19 protein-coding genes are annotated in these 17,955 nt (G+C 68.5%); 10 read left to right on the forward strand and 9 right to left on the reverse strand.

The features are described from left to right. Together MELE44368_RS07770 and ponA2 are read right to left on the reverse strand one after the other, a co-directional pair. Positions 1 to 987 (reverse strand): metallophosphoesterase, encoded by a 987-nt coding sequence (locus MELE44368_RS07770; RefSeq protein ID WP_128107980.1) that lies wholly within the window; start codon positions 985 to 987, stop codon positions 1 to 3. Positions 988 to 1,060: 73 nt separating this feature from the next. Further along, positions 1,061 to 3,526: a transglycosylase/D,D-transpeptidase PonA2 gene (gene ponA2 / locus MELE44368_RS07775; RefSeq protein ID WP_128107981.1), complete on the reverse strand. Its 2,466-nt coding sequence runs from the start codon at positions 3,524 to 3,526 to the stop codon at positions 1,061 to 1,063. A 307-nt stretch (positions 3,527 to 3,833) separates the two neighbouring features. On the opposite strand from ponA2, the gene MELE44368_RS07780 reads away from it, so the two are divergent. After that, complete coding sequence (locus MELE44368_RS07780) at positions 3,834 to 4,190, forward strand: WhiB family transcriptional regulator (RefSeq protein ID WP_046754438.1); 357 nt, start codon at positions 3,834 to 3,836, stop codon at positions 4,188 to 4,190. Between the two features lie 5 nt (positions 4,191 to 4,195). Here MELE44368_RS07780 and MELE44368_RS07785 read toward each other — a convergent pair whose 3' ends face one another. Both MELE44368_RS07785 and MELE44368_RS07790 read right to left on the reverse strand, forming a co-directional pair. Beyond that, positions 4,196 to 5,329, reverse strand: a complete 1,134-nt coding sequence (locus tag MELE44368_RS07785) for an ATPase BagB (protein ID WP_128107982.1) — start codon at positions 5,327 to 5,329, stop codon at positions 4,196 to 4,198. Between the two features lie 27 nt (positions 5,330 to 5,356). Then, a complete protein-coding gene (locus MELE44368_RS07790) occupies positions 5,357 to 6,376 on the reverse strand; it encodes an ATPase BagA (protein WP_128107983.1) in 1,020 nt (339 codons plus the stop codon). A gap of 75 nt (positions 6,377 to 6,451) precedes the next feature. Here MELE44368_RS07790 and MELE44368_RS07795 point away from each other — a divergent pair, with 75 nt between their 5' ends. Genes MELE44368_RS07795 through MELE44368_RS07805 form a run of 3 tightly spaced genes read left to right on the forward strand, consistent with a single transcriptional unit; the run spans position 6,452 to position 7,882 of the window. After that, positions 6,452 to 6,613 carry a Sp36 family protein gene (locus tag MELE44368_RS07795; RefSeq protein WP_109747120.1) on the forward strand — a complete coding sequence of 54 codons (162 nt, stop codon included), beginning with the start codon at positions 6,452 to 6,454 and terminating at the stop codon, positions 6,611 to 6,613. Next, on the forward strand, positions 6,610 to 7,095 hold the full coding sequence (locus MELE44368_RS07800; RefSeq protein ID WP_128107984.1) for a RidA family protein: 486 nt from the start codon (positions 6,610 to 6,612) through the stop codon (positions 7,093 to 7,095). The genes MELE44368_RS07795 and MELE44368_RS07800 overlap by 4 nt, the downstream gene beginning before the upstream one ends. 7 nt (positions 7,096 to 7,102) lie before the next feature. Then, the gene (locus tag MELE44368_RS07805; RefSeq protein ID WP_128107985.1) at positions 7,103 to 7,882 is read left to right on the forward strand and encodes an MBL fold metallo-hydrolase; all 780 of its coding nucleotides are present in this window, start codon (positions 7,103 to 7,105) and stop codon (positions 7,880 to 7,882) included. Positions 7,883 to 7,980: 98 nt separating this feature from the next. On the opposite strand, the gene crp is transcribed toward MELE44368_RS07805, so the two are convergent. Together crp and MELE44368_RS07815 are read right to left on the reverse strand one after the other, a co-directional pair. Then, positions 7,981 to 8,655, reverse strand: coding sequence for a cAMP-activated global transcriptional regulator CRP (gene crp / locus MELE44368_RS07810; protein WP_128107986.1), 675 nt, complete (start codon positions 8,653 to 8,655; stop codon positions 7,981 to 7,983). A gap of 103 nt (positions 8,656 to 8,758) precedes the next feature. Continuing rightward, positions 8,759 to 9,052, reverse strand: coding sequence for a hypothetical protein (locus MELE44368_RS07815; protein ID WP_241566524.1), 294 nt, complete (start codon positions 9,050 to 9,052; stop codon positions 8,759 to 8,761). A gap of 144 nt (positions 9,053 to 9,196) precedes the next feature. Here MELE44368_RS07815 and nth point away from each other — a divergent pair, with 144 nt between their 5' ends. The 4 genes from nth to marP are packed head-to-tail and all read left to right on the forward strand — an operon-like array spanning position 9,197 to position 12,606. After that, positions 9,197 to 9,982, forward strand: coding sequence for an endonuclease III (nth, locus tag MELE44368_RS07820; RefSeq protein ID WP_164890057.1), 786 nt, complete (start codon positions 9,197 to 9,199; stop codon positions 9,980 to 9,982). 19 nt (positions 9,983 to 10,001) lie between these two features. Further along, the gene (locus MELE44368_RS07825; RefSeq protein ID WP_128107989.1) at positions 10,002 to 10,652 is read left to right on the forward strand and encodes a TlpA family protein disulfide reductase; all 651 of its coding nucleotides are present in this window, start codon (positions 10,002 to 10,004) and stop codon (positions 10,650 to 10,652) included. Then, a complete protein-coding gene (locus tag MELE44368_RS07830) occupies positions 10,649 to 11,422 on the forward strand; it encodes an NUDIX hydrolase (protein ID WP_128107990.1) in 774 nt (257 codons plus the stop codon). The genes MELE44368_RS07825 and MELE44368_RS07830 overlap by 4 nt, the downstream gene beginning before the upstream one ends. After that, positions 11,419 to 12,606, forward strand: coding sequence for an acid resistance serine protease MarP (gene marP, locus MELE44368_RS07835; protein ID WP_128107991.1), 1,188 nt, complete (start codon positions 11,419 to 11,421; stop codon positions 12,604 to 12,606). The genes MELE44368_RS07830 and marP overlap by 4 nt, the downstream gene beginning before the upstream one ends. Positions 12,607 to 12,609: 3 nt before the next feature. Here marP and MELE44368_RS07840 read toward each other — a convergent pair whose 3' ends face one another. Then, positions 12,610 to 13,584 carry an alpha/beta fold hydrolase gene (locus tag MELE44368_RS07840; RefSeq protein WP_128107992.1) on the reverse strand — a complete coding sequence of 325 codons (975 nt, stop codon included), beginning with the start codon at positions 13,582 to 13,584 and terminating at the stop codon, positions 12,610 to 12,612. After that, a complete protein-coding gene (locus MELE44368_RS07845) occupies positions 13,584 to 14,093 on the reverse strand; it encodes a phage holin family protein (protein WP_409366109.1) in 510 nt (169 codons plus the stop codon). Before MELE44368_RS07845 ends, MELE44368_RS07840 begins: the two co-directional genes overlap by 1 nt. A 153-nt stretch (positions 14,094 to 14,246) precedes the next feature. Between MELE44368_RS07845 and MELE44368_RS07850 the strand changes: the two genes are divergently transcribed. Next, positions 14,247 to 14,957 (forward strand): S1 family peptidase, encoded by a 711-nt coding sequence (locus tag MELE44368_RS07850; RefSeq protein WP_128107994.1) that lies wholly within the window; start codon positions 14,247 to 14,249, stop codon positions 14,955 to 14,957. A 17-nt stretch (positions 14,958 to 14,974) separates the two neighbouring features. Here the strand turns inward: MELE44368_RS07850 and acs are convergent, their stop codons facing one another. Further along, a complete protein-coding gene (gene acs, locus MELE44368_RS07855) occupies positions 14,975 to 16,936 on the reverse strand; it encodes an acetate--CoA ligase (RefSeq protein ID WP_128107995.1) in 1,962 nt (653 codons plus the stop codon). A gap of 113 nt (positions 16,937 to 17,049) precedes the next feature. Here acs and MELE44368_RS07860 point away from each other — a divergent pair, with 113 nt between their 5' ends. Next, entirely contained in the window at positions 17,050 to 17,814 is a 765-nt protein-coding gene (locus MELE44368_RS07860; protein ID WP_128107996.1) for a Fic family protein, read from the forward strand. Positions 17,815 to 17,955: the final 141 nt, after the last annotated feature.

Raw genomic sequence — 17,955 nt, forward strand, 5'->3', positions numbered from 1 at the left:
TTACCGCACGGACACGCTCGGATGGGACTGGCCCACCCGGCTGCCGACGTCGCGCCCACCCGTCGGCGCGGGCACCAGCGTCAACAACGTGGCCTCCGGGCGGCAGCAGAACCGCAGCGGCGAATACGGTGACGTGCCGATGCCCGCCGACACGTGCAGCTGCATGTGCGCGCCCCACCGCGACGGTCCCTTGGCCCGCGAGCGGTCCAGGCCGCAGTTGGTGACCAGCGCTCCGTAGAACGGCAGGCACAGCTGTCCGCCGTGGGTGTGGCCGGCCATCACCAGCTGGTAACCGTCGGCGGCGAAGCGGTCGAGCACGCGGGGCTCGGGCGAATGCGTCAGCCCCAGCTTCAGATCAGCCGCGGCAGGCGCCGGGCCCGCGATGGTGTCGTAGCGGTCCCGGGACAGGTGCGGGTCGTCGACGCCGGCGGCCGCGATCCGCAGCCCGTTCACGGTGAACTCGCGGCGGTTGTGTGTCAGGTCCAGCCAGCCGCGCTCGGTGAACGCCGCCCGCAGGTCCTGCCACGGCAGCGGTTCGCCGTGCACGCGGTGGCCGGGGTTGGCCAGGTAGTTCAGCGGGTTCTTCGGGCGTGGGCCGAAGTAGTCGTTGCTGCCGAAGATGAACACCCCGGGCACTGCCAGCAATTCGGTCAACGACTGCACCACGGCGGGCACGGCCTTCGGGTGGGCGAGGTTGTCGCCGGTGTTCACCACCAGGTCGGGTTCCAGCGCCACCAGTTCGCGCAGCCACGCCTGCTTGCGCCGCTGGCCCGGCCGCATATGGATATCGCTGATGTGCAGCACCCTCAGCGGCGACGTCCCCGGCGACAACACCGGCATGGTGACCTCGCGCAGCACGAAGGCGTTGCGCTCGATGATCGAGCCGTATGCGATGCCGGCTGCCAGCGCACCCGCGCTGACCGCGGCGGCGCTTTTCAGGGTCGACGGCGACGACCGAGTCGTCGAACGGGGTGAACGAGCAGGCATGTCAGTGAGCCTACTGCCATTCGCCAACGGTTACCGCTTTCCAAAGGTCGGCGTGGGAAACCCATAGTGCGAATCAGCCCGGCGGCGGCGCCGGCGCCGGGGGCGGCGGCGGCCCGAGCACGGGAACGGTGATCGGCGGCAGGCCAGGAATCTGCACGACGGTCTCACCGACGGGCACCGGCAGCCCCGGAACGCCCGGCGGAGCCTCCGGCGCCGGTGGCGGGGCCGGAGGGATGCCGTTGGAGATCTGTAGCGTGATGATCGAGCCTGGGACCGTCTGCCCGGACGGCGACGTACCGACCACCGTGCCGTACGACGACGAACTGTTCACCGGCGTCGCGTCGTTGGCGACCTGGAAACCCGCGTCGCGCAGCCGCTGCCGAGCGGTGTCCTGGCTCAGGCCGGCCACGCTGGGCACCCTCGAACCGGGCGCGCCGTCGACGAAACGCGGATCGGTCGGCGGCAGATTGACCTCCCCGAAGGCGGTCGCGATCGGCTTCATCGCCGCGAACCAGGTGCGGGCGGGCTCGTTGCCGCCGTACAGGTTGCCGTTACCGCCGCACTTGCGCAGCGGGAACGAACACAGCGATCCCGGCGACGCCGAGTCGTCGTAGATGTAACTGGCACCGGCCAGCTGGTTGGTGAACCCGAGGAAGCCCGACGAGCGGTGCGCCTCGGTGGTGCCGGTCTTACCCGACATCGGCAGATCCCAGCCCACCGAGCCCGCGGCACCCGCGGCGGTGCCGGCTCCCTTGTCGTCCTTGCTCAACGCGTTCGCCAGCGTGTTGGCCAGCCCGTCGGGCACGACCTGTTCACACGTCTCCGTCGTCACCGACACCTGCTCGCCGTGGCGGTCGATGACCTCGGCGATCGGGTTGGGCGGGCACCACATCCCGCCCGAGGCCAGGGTCGCGGCGACGTTGGCCAACTCGAGCGGATTGACCTCGATGGGCCCCAGCGTGAACGAGCCGATGTTCTGGCGTTTGACGAAGTCGGCCAGGCTCTCGTTGCTTTCGGGGTCGTAGTCACGGGCGGTGCCGGGCAACGCGTAGGACCGCAGCCCCAGCTTGACCGCCATGTCGACCGCGCGGGGCACCCCGATCTGCGAGATCAGCTTGGCGAACGCGGTGTTCGGGGAGGTCGCCAGCGCGTCCGTCACGTTCATGCTGCCGCGGTAGTTGCCCGCGTTCTCCACACACCATGTCGCAGGCGGGCAGCCCCTGGCGCCGCCGCTGCCGAGCCCTTTGGCCTGGAACCGGGCCGGCGCGTCCAGTTGCGCGTTGATCCCCATGCCCATCTCCATCGCGGCCGCGACCGTGAAGACCTTGAAGATCGACCCGGCACCGTCGCCCACCAGTGCGAACGGCTGCGGCTGCATGGTCTCTTCGGCATCGGAGTTCAGACCGTACGTGCGGCTGCTGGCCATCGCCAGCACCGGATGGGACTCCTTGCCCGGCCGGATCACGCTCATCACGCTGGCGACACCGTCGCGCTCGGCGTCGGCGAACTGGTTGACCGCCGACTTCACCGACGCCTGCACGTCGGGATCCAGGGTGGTCTTGATCAGGTACCCGCCCTTGGCGACCTGCTCCTTGCTGATGCCGGCGCGCGCCAGGTACTCGAGCGCGTAGTCGCAGAAAAACGCGCGATCACCGGCGGCGATGCAGCCGCGCGGCAGTTCCTTGGGCTGGGGGAGGATGCCGAGGGGCTTCTCCTTGGCGGCGCGCAACGCCGCGGCCTCATCGGGCAGGTTCTCGATCATCGTGTCGAGCACGACGTTGCGGCGGGCCAGCGCGCCGTCGGGGTTGGTGTATGGGTTCAGCGTGCTGGTGGACTGCACCAGCCCGGCCAGCAGCGCCGCCTGCTCCCAGTTGAGTTCGGAGGCGTCGACGCCGAAGTAGGTCTGCGCCGCGTCCTGGACACCGAACGCGCCGTTGCCGAACGACACCAGGTTCAGGTAGCGGGTCAGGATCTCGGGCTTGGTGAACGTCTTGTCGAGGGTCAGCGCCATCCGGATCTCGCGCAGCTTGCGCGCCGGGGTGGTCTCGACGGCGGCGCGCCGTTCGGCCTCGGTCTGCGCGATCACCAGCAACTGGTAGTTCTTGACGTACTGCTGCTCGATGGTGGAGCCGCCGCGGGTGTCGAGGTTTCCGGAGAGATAGCCGGAGAGACCCGTCAGCGTGCCCTGCCAGTCCACGCCGTTGTGCTCAGCAAACCGCTTGTCCTCGATGGACACGATCGCCAGCTTCATGGTGTTGGCGATGTCTTCGCTGGGCACCTCGAACCGGCGCTGCGAGTACAGCCACGCGATCACGTTGCCCTGCGCGTCGACCATCGTCGAGACCTGCGGGACCTCGCCCTCGACCAGTTGCGCGGACCCGTTGGCGACCACGTCGGAGGCCCGGTTCGAGATCAGCCCGAAGCCGCCGACCACGGGAAACATCAACGCGGCCGCCAGCACGCTGGCCAGCAGGCAACACCAGGCGAGCTTGATGACCGTGACCGACGTCGGCGGCCGCGGTGGCTGGCTCTCTGGCATGGCTACAGAGTAACTACGCGGCTCGGGCCGCAAAACGGGCAGCGGCGATCGGCCGGCAAAAAAAACGTCCGAGCAGCACACATATCCTCGTCTCCGTCAATTTTGCGCGGTGACTGCACGGTCGTCCCAAAAAAGGTGGGGAACTACCCATTGCGCGAAACCCTCTGACCACCTAAGTTGAGCTAACAGTGCGATGCAGGTCACATAAGACCCCCCCACTGTGGCGTAGATCGCAATCGCGCTCTACACCGGACGACATGGCCGCCACGGCGATGGCAGGGCGGCAGGGAAAGAAGGGATTTCTCGGGTGTCAGCAACTAGGCCCGCGGCTCGCAGGACAAGCACGACTTCGTCCGCCCACACTGTTGTCCACGGCGCCGAAGCCGAAGCTCGTATCGCTTGGGTGTCTCAGGCTCGATGCCGTCAAACCGATCCCGACGAACTGTTCGTACGCGGGGCCGCGCAGCGTAAAGCCGCGGTGATCTGTCGGCACTGCCCGGTGATCTTGGAATGTGGCGCCGACGCCCTCGACAACCGCGTCGAGTTCGGCGTGTGGGGCGGCATGACCGAACGCCAGCGGCGCGCCCTGCTCAAGCAGCACCCCGAGGTCGTTTCCTGGGCCGATTTCTTCGCCGCCCAGCGCAAGCACCGCAGCGCCGGCTAGGCCTGCTACGCGGCTGACGACGCCTCGCCGGTGATCTGATCGGCGATCGCGCGCAGCGCCTCCAGATCCGACACGTCGAACGGCAGCGACGGCACGCCGACGATCGGCACGTGCGGGTTCGCTCCGGTGAACCGCGACAGGAGCCGGACCTCACGTTTCGCCGTCATCGCGCGGTCGGCGTGGATCCTGAGCACAGCCGCGGTCAACGAATTCGGGTCCTTCTTCTCGAGTTCCTCGGCGGCCTCCTCCGCCTTCTCCGCGTGCAGGTCGCACAAGGTCGGGTGGGTGCGGTTGAGGATCAGCCCGGCCAGCGGCATGTGCTCCTCGGTGAGCCGGTCGACGAAGAACGAGGCCTCGCGCAGCGCGTCGGGCTCGGGCGCCGACACCACGACGAACTGGGTGCCGCGACGCTTGAGCAGCTCGTAGGTGCGGTCGGCCTTCTCCCGGAACCCGCCGAAGGTTGCGTCCAGCGATTGAACGAAATCGGCTGCGTCGGCGAGCATTTGAGAGCCCAACACAGTCGACAGGGCCTTCATCGCCAGTCCGACGGCGCCGGTCACAAGGCGTCCGAAGCCTCGGCCCGGCGCCAGCAGCAGCCGCCACAGTCGGCTGTCCATGAAGCTGCCCAACCGTTTCGGTGCGTCGAGAAAGTCCAAGGCGTTGCGCGACGGCGGAGTGTCCACCACGACGAGATCCCATTTGTCTTGCGCGAGAAGCTGCCCCAGCTTCTCCATCGCCATGTACTCCTGTGTGCCGGCCAGCGAGGTCGCGACGGTCTGATAGAACTGGTTGTCCAGAATCGCGTCGGCCCGATCGGGGCCGGAGTACTGGATCACCATCTCGTCGAAGGTGCGGCGCATGTCGAGCATCATCGCGTGCAACTCGCCGGACACCTCGGGAGCCAGCGGAACGCGCTGGGGTGAGTTGCCGAGATCGGCGATGCCGAGCGCCTGGGCGAGACGCCGGGCGGGGTCGATGGTCAACACCACCACCGTGCGGCCGTATTCGGCCGCCCGCAGCGCCATCGCGGCCGCCGTCGTCGTCTTGCCGACACCGCCTGCGCCGCAGCACACCACGACCCGGTTGGACGTGTCCTCGAGGATCGAGCGCATGTCGAGGGCGGGCGGGGTGGTGCTCATCTACGTCTCCTCAATGGTCTGATGGGCTTACCGGACGCCCTGCTGCGCAAGCGCTTCGGCGAGCTCGTAGAGGCTGCCCAGGTCCACGCCGTCGGGGATCTGCGGCAGTGCGAGGCGTGCCACGTCGAGCGCGTCGAGTTGCTCGGCACTCTCGGCGCGCGCCTTGATCCTGGTGGCGTGCTGGATCGTTTCGGTGAGCAGGCCGGCGAAATCTTTGTCGGACAACGTGATTCCCACCTCGTCCAGAGTGGACCGCACCTCGTCGGCGTCGATGTCGCCCTCGGCGGCCTTGGCCAAATCCTCCGGCGACAGGTAGGCCGGGATGTTGCGGTTGACGATGACGCTGCCGATCGGCAGATCGAGGGCTCTGAGCTCTTCGATGGCTTCCAGCGTCTCCTGGATCGGCAGCGCCTCCAGCAACGTCACGAGATGAATCGCGGTGAGATCGGAATGCAGCACCTTGACGACGCTTTCGGCCTGACCGTGCACCGGCCCGCCCTTCGCCAGATCGGAGACGGCCTTGGTGACGTCGAGGAACCGGGCTATGCGCCCGGTCGGGGGCGAGTCAACGACCACGGCGTCGTACACCGGTTGCTTGCCCTTTTCGGCGCGCGTCACGATCTCGCGGATCTTCCCGGTGAGCAGCACGTCGCGCAATCCGGGTGCGATCGTCGTCGCGAACTCGACCGCACCGATCCTGCGCATCGCGCGCCCGGCCAGGCCGAGGTTGTAGAACATGTCGAGGTATTCGAGGAACGCCGCCTCGGTGTCGATCGCCAGCGCGTTGACCTGACCGCCGCCCTCGGCTGTCGCGATCTTCACCTCTTGATAGGGCAGCGGCGGAACGTCGAAAAGCTGTGCAATCCCTTGTCGCCCTTCAACTTCCACCAGCAGCACCTTGCGGCCACCCGCCGCCAGTGCCAGTGCCAGGGCGGCGGCGATCGTCGACTTGCCGGTGCCGCCCTTGCCGGTGACGAAGTGCAGGCGCGCCTTGGTGAGGCGAGACGGCCAGCCGATGGAATGTCCGCCATTGATAGTGGAAGCCACCTGTGCATGCTAACGAAGTGGTTTGCGGGCTCATGACGGCCGCAGCCTCATTTGACCGCCGGATAAGCTCGGGACATGACCGAACCGACCCGCTGGGAGTACTCCACCGTCCCGTTGCTCACGCACGCGACCAAGCAGATCCTCGACCAATGGGGCGAGGACGGCTGGGAACTGGTGTCGGTGCTGCCGGGGCCCACCGGCGAGCAGCACGTCGCCTATCTGAAACGACCGAAATGACGCCGGCGCCGGAGGGCCGGCGACATCAGACCCCGGCTGCCAGGTTGGCCGAGCTGGGCATCGAACTGCCCGAGCTGGTGCCGCCGCTCGCGGCCTATGTGCCCGCGGTGCGCACCGGCAACCTGGTCTACACCGCCGGTCAGCTGCCGATGAAGGACGGCGCGCTGCTGCAGACCGGCAAGGTGGGCGCCGAGGTCAGCCCCGACGAGGGCAAGGCGCTGGCGCGGGTGTGCGCGCTCAACGCGCTGGCCGCGGTGCACTCTCTGACCGGCATCGACTCGGTCGCCCGGGTGGTCAAGGTGGTCGGGTTCGTCGCGTCGGCGCCGGGGTTCTACGGCCAGCCCGGGGTGGTCAACGGCGCCTCGGAGCTGTTCGGTGAGGTCTTCGGCGACGCGGGCGCGCACGCCCGGTCGGCGGTCGGGGTGTCGGCGTTGCCGCTGGACGCGCCGGTGGAAGTCGAGATCATCGCCGAGGTGGTGTGAGCGAGCGGTGACCCTCGAGCATCCCGCCTACGGGCGTCTGCGGCCGGTGACCGATACCGCGTCGGTGCTGCTGTGCGACAACCCGGGGAAGATGACGCTCGAAGGCACCAACACCTGGGTGCTGCGCGGTTCGGGCAGCGACGAGTTGGTGCTCGTCGACCCGGGGCCCGATGACGACGACGAGCACGTCGCCCGGCTCGCCGAGCTCGGCAAGATCCCGTTGATTCTGATCAGCCACCGCCACGAGGACCACACCGGCGCCATCGACAGGATCGTCGAGCACACCGGCGCGGTGGTGCGCTCGATGGGCAGCGGGTTCCTGCGAGGGCTGGGCGGACCGCTCGCCGACGGGGAGGTCATCGAGGCCGCGGGCCTGCGGATCACCGTGATGGCCACCCCGGGCCACACCGCGGACTCGGTGTCGTTCGTCCTCGACGATGCGGTGCTGACCGCCGACACGGTACTGGGCCGCGGCACGACGGTGATCGACAAGGAAAACGGCAGCTTGCAGGACTACCTGGAGTCGTTGCGGCGGCTGCGCGGGCTGGGCCGGCGCGCGGTGCTGCCCGGGCACGGTCCCGAACTCGCGGATCTGGAAGCCGTCAGCGACATGTACTTGGCGCACCGCGAGGAACGGCTGGAGCAGGTGCGCGCCGCGTTACGGGACCTCGGCGACGACGCCAGCACGCGCCAGATCGTCGAGCACGTGTACACCGACGTCGACAAAGAGCTCTGGGACGTCGCCGAATGGTCCGTCCAGGCCCAGCTGGACTACCTACGGGCGTAAGGGGGCACACAAATTCTCGCCCAAAGGGACGAACGGGCGGGAAAGTGCGAGTGAATCCCGCCATTTCGTCGATCTCGGCGAAGGAAAAGGCGGAAAGACTAGCGGGCGCGGCGGGCCAGACGCTCGGAGTCCGAGATCAGCACGCTCTTGCCCTCCAACCGGATCCAGCCGCGGTGCGCGAAGTCGGCGAGCGCCTTGTTGACGGTCTCCCGCGAAGCCCCGACGAGCTGCGCGATCTCCTCCTGCGTCAGGTCGTGCGTCACGCGCAGCGCCCCGCCCTCCTGGGTGCCGAACCGCTGCGCCAGCTGAAGCAGCTGCTTGGCCACGCGGCCGGGCACGTCGGTGAAGATCAGATCGGCCAGGGCGTTGTTGGTGCGGCGCAGCCGGCGGGCCAGCACCCGCAGCAGCTGCTCGGCGATCTCGGGGCGATCGGCGATCCACGACCGCAGCGCGTCGCGGTCCATCGTGACCGCGCGCACCTCGGTGATCGTGGTGGCGCTCGACGTCCGCGGGCCGGGGTCGAAGATCGACAGCTCGCCGAACATGTCCGACGGGCCCATGATGGTGAGCAGATTCTCGCGGCCGTCCGGCGATCGTCGCCCGATCTTGATCTTTCCGGACACGATGATGTACAACCGGTCGCCTGGCTCCCCTTCGGCGAACACGGTGTGCCCGCGGGGGAAGTCGACGGGCTGCAGTTGCTTGGTCAGCGCCGCCACGGCGCTGGGTTCGACCCCCTGGAAGATTCCGGCCCTCGCCAGGATCTCGTCCACGTTGCCCCTCTTAGCCTGTTGGGTGATATGACATGCGCAAGCCGACCTCTAGCCCGGCTAGCAAAATCAGTCTAGAGGTATCCCAATTCGCGACCAGCCCACGCTACACACGATTGGCATGTCGAGTCGGCTGAAAACCCGGATTGGCGCCCCGGTGACCGTAATACCGCGTTGGCAAATCCGATGTGGCTCCGTTGCTGGTCAGCCCGTTGCTCGTCGAATCGTGGGAGTGCCGGTGTTGCCGCGCTCGGTCCAGCGCGGTGCCCATCCCGTCGCGGGCCAGCGTGTCGACGTCGGCCGCCTCGGCGTGCGCCAGGAAAGCGGCCACGTCGCTGGCCGACACCGTGCCGCGACCGAGGCCGGCCTCCAGCCGATCGAGGCCCAACGTCGCCAACATCAGCAACCCCGGAATCAATCCGACCAGCAACCACGACACAAGGCTGAAGTAAACACGGCCAAGGTCTCAGCGGGATCACGAATTGTCACCGGTCCGCCGTAGCGTTGGTCGGCGATGTCTGACGTCGTCAGTAGGCTGGCTTCCGTGACGGTGGGCGAGACATCAACGGACAAGCCGGCCGCGGCCAAACGCGCTCGAAAGAACTGGGACCGCGAAACCCGCATCGGCCTCGTCCGTCGGGCACGGCGAATGAATCGGAAACTTGCGCAAGCATTTCCACATGTCTACTGCGAACTGGACTTCACCAACCCGCTCGAGCTCACGGTCGCGACGATCCTCTCCGCGCAGAGCACCGACAAGCGTGTCAACCTCACTACCCCCGCGTTGTTCAAGCGCTACCGCACCGCCCGCGACTACGCGCAGGCCGACCGCGCCGAACTCGAGGAACTCATCCGGCCCACCGGCTTCTTCCGCAACAAGGCCAGCGCGCTGATCCGGTTGGGCCAGGAACTCGAGGAGCGGTTCGACGGTCAGGTGCCGTCCACCATGGAGGAACTCGTCACGCTGCCCGGGATCGGCCGCAAGACCGCCAACGTCATCCTCGGCAACGCGTTCGGGATCCCCGGCATCACCGTCGACACCCATTTCAGCAGGTTGGTGCGGCGGTGGCGGTGGACCGACGAGGAAGACCCGGTCAAGATCGAGCACGCGGTCGGCGAACTGATCCCGCGCAAGGAGTGGACCGATCTGAGCCACCGCGTCATCTTCCATGGCCGTCGCGTCTGCCATGCGCGTAAACCGGCCTGCGGGGTCTGTGTGCTGGCCGACGACTGCCCCTCATACGGCCTCGGGCCGACCGACCCCCTGGTCGCTGCGCTCCTGGTCAAGGGGCCTGAAACCGAGCACCTGCTGGCGCTGGCCGGGCTGTAGCCCGCCCGGGTGAGAAGACATGCGCAGCTCGACCCGCTGGACCGTCGCGGTACTGGTCGTCCTCGTCGCGCTGGGGATTGCGCTGTGGGCTGAACTGGGCGACGACGGCGACGCCGGCACCGGCTCGGGAGAGCCGGGGACCGCCCGCGACCGCCGCGACGCCGACACTCCGGAAGCCCTGGCCGGACCCCGAGCGCAGGCCGACCTGCCGCCGTGCCCGACGCCGGGGGTCGGCGAGGGGCCCGAAGCCCTGCGCGGCATCACCCTGGAGTGCGCCGGGAACGGCGCGATGGTCGACGTCGCCGAGGCGCTGGCCGACCGGACGGTGGTGCTCAACCTGTGGGCCTACTGGTGCGCACCGTGCGCGGCCGAACTGCCCGCGATGGCCGAGTACCAGCGCCGGGTCGGGCCGCAGGTCACCGTGCTGACCGTGCACCAGGACGAGAACGAGACGGCGGCCCTGTTGCGGCTGGCCGAACTGGGCGTGCGCCTGCCCACCCTGCAGGACGGGCGCCGGTTGATCGCCGCCGCGTTGCGGGTACCGAACGTCATGCCCGCAACCGTGGTCCTTCGCGCGGACGGTAGCGTTGCCGACGTCCTGCCGCGCTCGTTTGACAACGCCGACGAGATCGCCGCGGCGGTCAACCCGTCGATAGGAGTTCCGGGGTGAGTTGGGTCAGCGAAGAAAGCCCGCTGACCCCGCACGCGGCGCCGCCGTGGCTGAAGCCCCTGCTGGACAACACCGACCAGGTCAAGCGGGCATATCGCCGCCGGGTGCCCCCCGAAATGCTGGCCATGGCGATGACGGCCGGCGCGATTCCCGGCGCCGGCCGGGACGCCGCGGTGTTGGTGCTGTTCTCGGGGTCCCCGCAGGCGGGCGCCGACGGCGCGCCCGAGGACGTCGACCTGCTGGTCACCGTGCGCGCTACGACGCTGCGGCATCACGCCGGTCAGGCCGCGTTTCCCGGCGGGGCCGCCGACCCCGGCGACTTCACCCCGGTCCACACCGCGTTGCGCGAGGCCAACGAGGAGACCGGTATCGACACCGGACGACTGCACCCGGTGGCCACGCTGGAACGGTTGTTCATTCCGCCGTCGGGTTTTCACGTCGTGCCCGTGCTGGCCTACTCTCCGGACCCCGGCCCGGTCGCCGTCGTCGACGAAGCCGAAACCGCGATCGTCGCGCGGGTTCCGCTCCGGGCGTTCATCAACCCGAAGAACCGAATCATGGTGTACCGCAAGGAGAACACCCGTCGATTCGCCGGTCCGGCGTTCCTGCTGCACGAGATGCTGGTATGGGGATTCACCGGCCAGGTGATCTCGGCGATGCTTGATGTCGCGGGGTGGGCGCAGCCGTGGAACACCGAGGACGTCCGCGAACTCGACGAGGCAATGGCGCTCGTCGGGCACGACGCCGGTTACGGTGAAGCACAACCATGACTTCGTCGCAGTGGCTCGACCTCGTTGTTCTCGCCGTCGCCTTCATCGCCGGGCTTTCGGGATGGCGCTCCGGCGCGCTGGGTTCGCTGCTGTCGTTTCTCGGCGTGGTGCTCGGCGCTGTGGCCGGCGTGCTGCTGGCCCCGCACGTGGTCGCCAGCATCGACGGTCCCCGCACCAAGCTGTTCGTCACCTTGTTCCTGATCCTCGCCCTGGTGGTCGTCGGTGAGATCGCCGGCGTGGTGCTGGGCCGCGCGGTGCGCGGCGCCATCCGCAACAGGGGGCTGCGGGCCATCGACTCCCTGGTCGGGGTGGCGCTGCAGATCGTCGCGGTGCTGGTGGCCGCGTGGATGCTGACCTATCCGCTGCAGTCGTCGGATCAGCCCAACCTGGCCGCCGCGGTGCGCGGTAGCCAGGTGCTCAAGGAGGTCAACGACCTCGCGCCGACCTGGTTGCGCTCCGTGCCGAACCGGCTGTCGGCGCTGCTGGACACCTCCGGTCTACCGGATGTGCTGCAGCCGTTCGGGCGCACCCCGATTGTCGCCGTCGACGCACCCGACGCCTCCCTGGCCGTCGACCCGGTGGTGGCCGCCACCCGGCCCAGCGTCGTGAAGATCCGCGGCGTCGCCCCGGGCTGCCAGAAGGTGTTAGAGGGCAGCGGGTTTGTGGTGGGCCCCAACCGGGTGATGTCGAACGCACACGTGGTGGCAGGCTCCGACAGCGTCACCATCGAAGCCGACGGCCAGACCTATGAGGCCTACGTGGTGTCCTACGACCCCGAGGCCGACATCTCGATCCTCGACGTGCCGGACCTCGCGTCGCAGCCGCTGGAATTCGCCGGGACCGCCGCGTCGACGGGAACCGACGCCGTCGTGATGGGGTATCCCGGCGGTGGGGACTTCGTCGCCACACCGGCCAGGGTCCGGGAGATCATCGAGCTCAGCGGACCCGACATCTACCGCACCAGCACGGTGGAGCGTGAGGTGTACACCATCAGAGGCACTGTGCGCCAAGGCAACTCGGGTGGCCCGATGATCGACCGCGACGGCAATGTGCTCGGGGTGGTGTTCGGTGCCGCCGTGGACGACGCCGACACGGGGTTCGTGCTGACCGCCGACGAGGTGTCGCGTCAAATGGCCAAGGTCGGCAACTCCGAGCGCGTCCCCACCGGCACCTGTATCTCCTAGCCGTCAGCCGTACACCTGCGCCAAGAAGCGCGACAGTTGCTCGTTGACCGCTTCCGGCGCCTCCTCATGCGCGAAATGCCCTGCGCCGTCGATGGATACGTACCGGCCGTGCGGTGCGTAGCGCTGGGTCCGATACACCGGGTCGGCCAGCACGTAGGGGTCGGCGTCGCCGCGCAGATGCAGAATTGGAACGTTGATCGGCCGTCGCATCGACTGCATGAACCGTCGTCCCTCACCGCGCAGCTGGCTGCGCACCGCCCAGCGCTGGTATTCCAGCGCCGAGTGCGCCGCCGACGGGATCTGAAATGCCCGACGCATGTGCCCGATGGTTTCAGAGAAATCATCGGAAGCAAGCCATTTCGCGCTGGCTCGACTGCGCACCACGCGTTCCAGCTCCTCGGCGTCGCGGCGGGTCAGCGCGCGCTCGGGCCAGATCGGCACCTGGTAGCGCAGCAGCCACGGCAGCAACGCCGAGCGTTGGTCGCCCTGCCTGAGCGCGGAGGCGCGAAGGGCCACCGGATGCGGCGAGCTGACCACCGCGATCGCCCGCACCGCCCGCGGGTGCAGCACGGCGGTCGCCCAGCAGACCAGGCCACCGTCGGCGTGGCCGACCAACGTGGCCTCGTTGTGGCCGAGCGCGCGTACCAGCCCGGCGGTGTCTCCGGCCAGGGTCCAGCCGTCGTAGCCGCGGGGCGGTTTGTCGCTGTCCCCGTATCCGCGCAGGTCGACAGCCACCACCCGGGCGCCCGTTAGCCCGCGCAACTGGTGACGCCACGACCACCAGAACGACCCGAAACCGTGCAGCAGGATGACCAGCGGCCGGTCCGTGGCCGGCGCCGCATCGGCGTCGGACCAGGCCGGTTCGGCGGCGTCGGCTTCGACCACGTGGAACCGAATTCCGTTGGCGTGCACGCCAAGATGACGCCATGGGCCGTCGATGCGGACCACCGACGGATCGGGCGGTTGCCCGCGGGGCATTACCAGCCCGATGGGTCGGTGGTCGATGCCGGCTTGCCGTCGCCGGCCGCGAGCGTCTTGGCCTTGTCGTGGCCGGGGGTCAGCGCCTCTGGGATCTCCTTGACCGATTCGATGGTCTGCTGCGGACCGCGGATGCGACGCACCTTCAGGTAGCCGAGCAAGCCGAATATCGCCGTGACGACGACCATGATGCCGAACACGATCAGGAACGCCGCCCAGCGCCAGATCCAGGTGTCAAGCAGTTCGGCGACGAAAAAGAAGAAGAAGAACGTGGAATAGAACAGCACCACCAGCGCCAGAACGAAGTAGACGCTGCCGGTGAGCCCTTTCCTGACGTCACGGGTGATCTCGGCCTTGGCCAGTTCCACTTCCGCGCGGACCAGCGTCGACACCTGCGTGGTGACGTCCTTGACCAGGTCACCGATGGACGGGTCGGCTTTGGGGGCGTGTGGATCGACCAGTGGTATCGACGTCACGGTGGTCGGCGCGCCATTCCTGCGATCGCTCACGAACAGTTCCTCCCGCCTCGGCTATCGGTCGCGTTCATGTTGCCATGTCGGGAGTTGCCATGTGGCGTGCGGCTGACCACGGGCCGACCGAAGTTAGACTGGCTGCGTTCCAGCAAGGCAGGTCGGGCAGCGATTGAGGAGACATCTTTGAGGATGAGCGGCCGCTGCCTGAGTCGTCTGGTCACCACCCTCGCCGCCCTTGCCGGGCTGGTGGCCCTGGCCGGGTTGGCCCCCGTGGCCGCCGACGCCGCCGAGCCGGTGGTGCTGGGCGGCGGGTCCGGTCTGGTGGTCAACGGCGAGACCATGTGCACGCTGACCGCGATCGGCCACGACAACCGCGGCAACCTGGTCGGCTTCACCTCCGCACACTGCGGTGGACCGGGGGCGCAGGTCGCCGCCGAAGAAGCCCCGGACGCCGGCGTGGTGGGCACGATGGTCGCGGGCAACGACGCGCTGGACTATGCGGTGATCCAGTTCGACCCGGCCAAGGTGCAACCGGTCAACAACGTCAACGGGTTTCAGATCGACGGGCTGGGCCCCGATCCCGTCGTCGGCGACATCGCCTGCAAGCTGGGACGCACCACCGGTTACTCCTGCGGGGTGACATGGGGCCCGGGCCCCGAGCCCGGCACCTTCGTCAACCAGGTGTGCGGGCAGCCGGGTGACTCCGGCGCCCCGGTCACCGTCCACAACCGCCTCGTCGGCATGATTCACGGCGCATTCTCCGAGAAACTGCCGACCTGCGTCATCAAGTACATCCCGCTGCACACGCCCGCGGTGACGATGTCGTTCAACACCCAGCTGGCCGACATCACCGCGAAGAACCGGCCGGGAACGGGTTTCGTCCCGATCGGTGCTTCCTGATCCGCAGCGCCTGGGCGTTACTTGCCCGTGCGGATGTTCTCGAAGACGCTGGGGTCCACCAGGGTTGAGGTGTCACCGAGTTCGCGGCCCTCGGCGACGTCACGCAACAGCCGGCGCATGATCTTGCCGCTGCGGGTCTTGGGCAGTTCGGGCACGACGTGGATCTCGCGCGGCCGGGCGATCTTGCCGATCTCCTTGGCGACCTGTTCGCGCAGAATCTCGACCATCTCCTCGCCGCTGGACTTGGCGTGCGTCTCCAGGATGACGAACGCGCAGATCGCCTGTCCGGTCTGCGCATCGCTGGCCCCGACCACGGCCGCCTCGGCGACATGTTGGTGCCCGACGAGCGCCGACTCCACCTCCGCGGTCGAAATCCGGTGTCCCGAAACGTTCATCACGTCGTCGATGCGGCCCAGCACCCAGATGTCACCGTCGGCGTCGTAGCGGGCGCCGTCACCGGCGAAGTACCAGCCCTGCTCTTCGAACCGCTTCCAATAGGTGTCCTTGAAGCGCTCCGGGTCCTTCCAGATGCCGCGCAGCATCGACGGCCACGGCTGGTCGAGCACCAGATATCCGGTCACCGGTTCACTGTCGGGTGGGCTGGGCGGAATGCGGTTGCCGTCCTCGTCGACGATCTGGGCGCAGATCCCCGGCAGCGGCGCCATCGCCGCGCCCGGCTTGGTCGCCGTCACCCCGGGCAGCGGGGAGATCATGATGGCCCCGGTCTCGGTCTGCCACCAGGTGTCCACCACCGGGGTCCGGTCCGCGCCGATCACCTGGCGATACCAGCGCCACGCCTCGGGGTTGATCGGCTCGCCGACCGAACCCAGCAACCGCAGGCTGGACAGGTCGTGGGCGTCGGGGATCTCCCGGCCCCACTTCATGAAGGTTCGGATCAACGTCGGAGCAGTGTAATAGACCGTGACACCGTACTTTTCGATGATCTCGAAGTGTCGATGCTCGCTGGGGGAGTTCGGGGTGCCCTCGTAGACCACCTGGGTCGCGCCGTTGGCCAGCGGCCCGAACACGATGTAGCTGTGCCCGGTGACCCAGCCGATGTCGGCGGTGCACCAGTACACGTCGGTCTCGGGTTTGGAGTCGAACACGTAGTAGTGGGTGTAGGCCGCCTGGGTCAAGAAGCCGCCGGTGGTGTGGATGATGCCCTTGGGCTTGCCGGTGGTGCCCGACGTGTAGAGCAGAAACAGCGGATGCTCGGAATCGAAGGCCTCGGGGGTGTGTTCGGGGGAAGCGCTGTCGACGACGTCGTGCCACCACACGTCGCGACCCTCGGTCCACGGGATGTCGATGCCCGTGCGCTCGACCACGACGATGTGCTGGACCGACGGCTGGCCCTGCACCGCCTGATCGGCGCCCTCCTTCAGCGACACCGCCTTCCCGCGTCGGTACTGCCCGTCCGAGGTGATCACCAACTTGGCCTCGGCGTCCTGGATGCGGGCCGCCAGCGCCGAGGCCGAGAAGCCGGCGAACACGACCGAGTGCAGCACGCCCAGCCGCGCGCAGGCCAGCATCGCGATGATGGCCTCCGGGATCATCGGCATGTAGATCGCGACCCGGTCCCCGGTGGTCAGGCCGAGCGCGGTGAACGCGTTGGCGGCCTTGCAGACCTCCTCCTTGAGCTGCGCGTAGGTCAAGGCGTGCGAATCACCGACAGGTTCGCCCTCCCAGTACAGGGCCACCCGGTCCCCGTGGCCGGCCTCCACATGCCGGTCGACGCAGTTGTAGGCCACGTTGAGCTTGCCGCCGACAAACCATTTCGCGAACGGCGCGTCCGACCAGTCCAGTACCTCGGTGAACGGGGTGTCCCAGGACAGTCGCTCGGCTTGCTTGGCCCAGAACGCCAGCCGATCCTGCTCGGCCTCGCGGTACAGCTCCGCTGTCGCGTTGGCTTGCGCGGCGAATTCAGGGGAAGGCGGATAGACGGACGGTGCTTGGGCGGGCTTCGCCGTTGTGTCGGTCATGTCTGTGAGGGTAGTCACCTGAGGCGTCGCGCACGCCGGCATGTCACAAGCTGTCGGGCCGCGCGCGAAACGTGGTGGCTGCCGGGCGCGCGGGCTGGGCTAGCGTGGCTGCCGTGACCGCTTCCGCAAGCCCGTTGACCCCGCTGGTCGAGCTGCCCGGGGTGGCGCAGGCCTGTGAGGAGGCGCGTGAGGCGCTGGGGCGTGCGCACCGGCACCGCACCAATCTGCGCGGCTGGCCCGCGACCGCAGCGGAGTCCGCGCTGCGGGGTGCGCGCGCGTCATCGGTGCTTGACGGTGGCTCGCTGCAGTTGGCCGAGGGCAGCGAGCTCGACCCGGTGCTCGCGGGGGCACTGCGGGTGTCGGAGGCGCTCGAGGGCGGCGAGACGACGCTGGTGCGGGTGTGGCGGCGCGCTCCGTTGCAGGCCATCGCCCGGCTGCATGCGTTGGCGGCCGCCGACCTCGTCGACGACGACCGGCTGGGCCGTCCCCGCACCGACCCCGAAGTCGGGCAACGGCTCACGTTGCTGGCCGACATCGTCACGGGCAGCGCCGGGCAGGCGGTGCCCGCGGCGGTGCTCGCGGCCGTCGTGCACGGTGAGCTGCTCACGCTGGCGCCGTTCGGCAGCGCCGACGGGGTGGTGGCCAGGGCGGTGTCGCGGTTGGTGACGATGTCCAGCGGGCTGGACCCGCACGGCCTCGGTGTGCCCGAGGTCTACCTGATGCGTCAGTCCGGTGACTACAAGGCCGCGGCGCGTGGCTTCGCGTCGGGGACGCCCGACGGGTTGACCGCGTGGTTGTTGCTGAGTTGCCGGGCGCTGCACGCCGGTGCGCGCGAAGCATTGTCGATCGCGCAAGCCACGGGTTCGCAGCCGTCTTAGCGCCCACGACACAGGCCGCAGACGACGCGATGCGGGCGGCGCTCCGAAGTGATTTCGGCTCGCCGCCCGCTAGCACGGACCCCGGTTACCAAGCGTGCAAGGTGGGCTGCGTGGGTGGCCTCGGCGTCTTGTCGATGCGCT

The sequence above is a fragment of the Mycolicibacterium elephantis DSM 44368 genome, from assembly GCF_004014805.1.
GTDB classification, from domain to species: domain Bacteria; phylum Actinomycetota; class Actinomycetes; order Mycobacteriales; family Mycobacteriaceae; genus Mycobacterium; species Mycobacterium elephantis.

Excerpts from the sequence above, each read along its gene's own strand:
- MELE44368_RS07770 (WP_128107980.1), bottom strand. The coding sequence starts at position 987 with ATGCCTGCTCGTTCACCCCGTTCGACGACTCGGTCGTCGCCGTCGACC.
- ponA2 (WP_128107981.1), bottom strand. The coding sequence starts at position 3,526 with ATGCCAGAGAGCCAGCCACCGCGGCCGCCGACGTCGGTCACGGTCATC.
- MELE44368_RS07785 (WP_128107982.1), bottom strand. The coding sequence starts at position 5,329 with ATGAGCACCACCCCGCCCGCCCTCGACATGCGCTCGATCCTCGAGGAC.
- MELE44368_RS07795 (WP_109747120.1), top strand. The coding sequence starts at position 6,452 with ATGACCGAACCGACCCGCTGGGAGTACTCCACCGTCCCGTTGCTCACG.
- MELE44368_RS07800 (WP_128107984.1), top strand. The coding sequence starts at position 6,610 with ATGACGCCGGCGCCGGAGGGCCGGCGACATCAGACCCCGGCTGCCAGG.
- MELE44368_RS07815 (WP_241566524.1), bottom strand. The coding sequence starts at position 9,052 with ATGTTGGCGACGTTGGGCCTCGATCGGCTGGAGGCCGGCCTCGGTCGC.
- MELE44368_RS07825 (WP_128107989.1), top strand. The coding sequence starts at position 10,002 with ATGCGCAGCTCGACCCGCTGGACCGTCGCGGTACTGGTCGTCCTCGTC.
- marP (WP_128107991.1), top strand. The coding sequence starts at position 11,419 with ATGACTTCGTCGCAGTGGCTCGACCTCGTTGTTCTCGCCGTCGCCTTC.
- MELE44368_RS07840 (WP_128107992.1), bottom strand. The coding sequence starts at position 13,584 with ATGCCCCGCGGGCAACCGCCCGATCCGTCGGTGGTCCGCATCGACGGC.
- MELE44368_RS07850 (WP_128107994.1), top strand. The coding sequence starts at position 14,247 with ATGAGCGGCCGCTGCCTGAGTCGTCTGGTCACCACCCTCGCCGCCCTT.
- acs (WP_128107995.1), bottom strand. The coding sequence starts at position 16,936 with ATGACCGACACAACGGCGAAGCCCGCCCAAGCACCGTCCGTCTATCCG.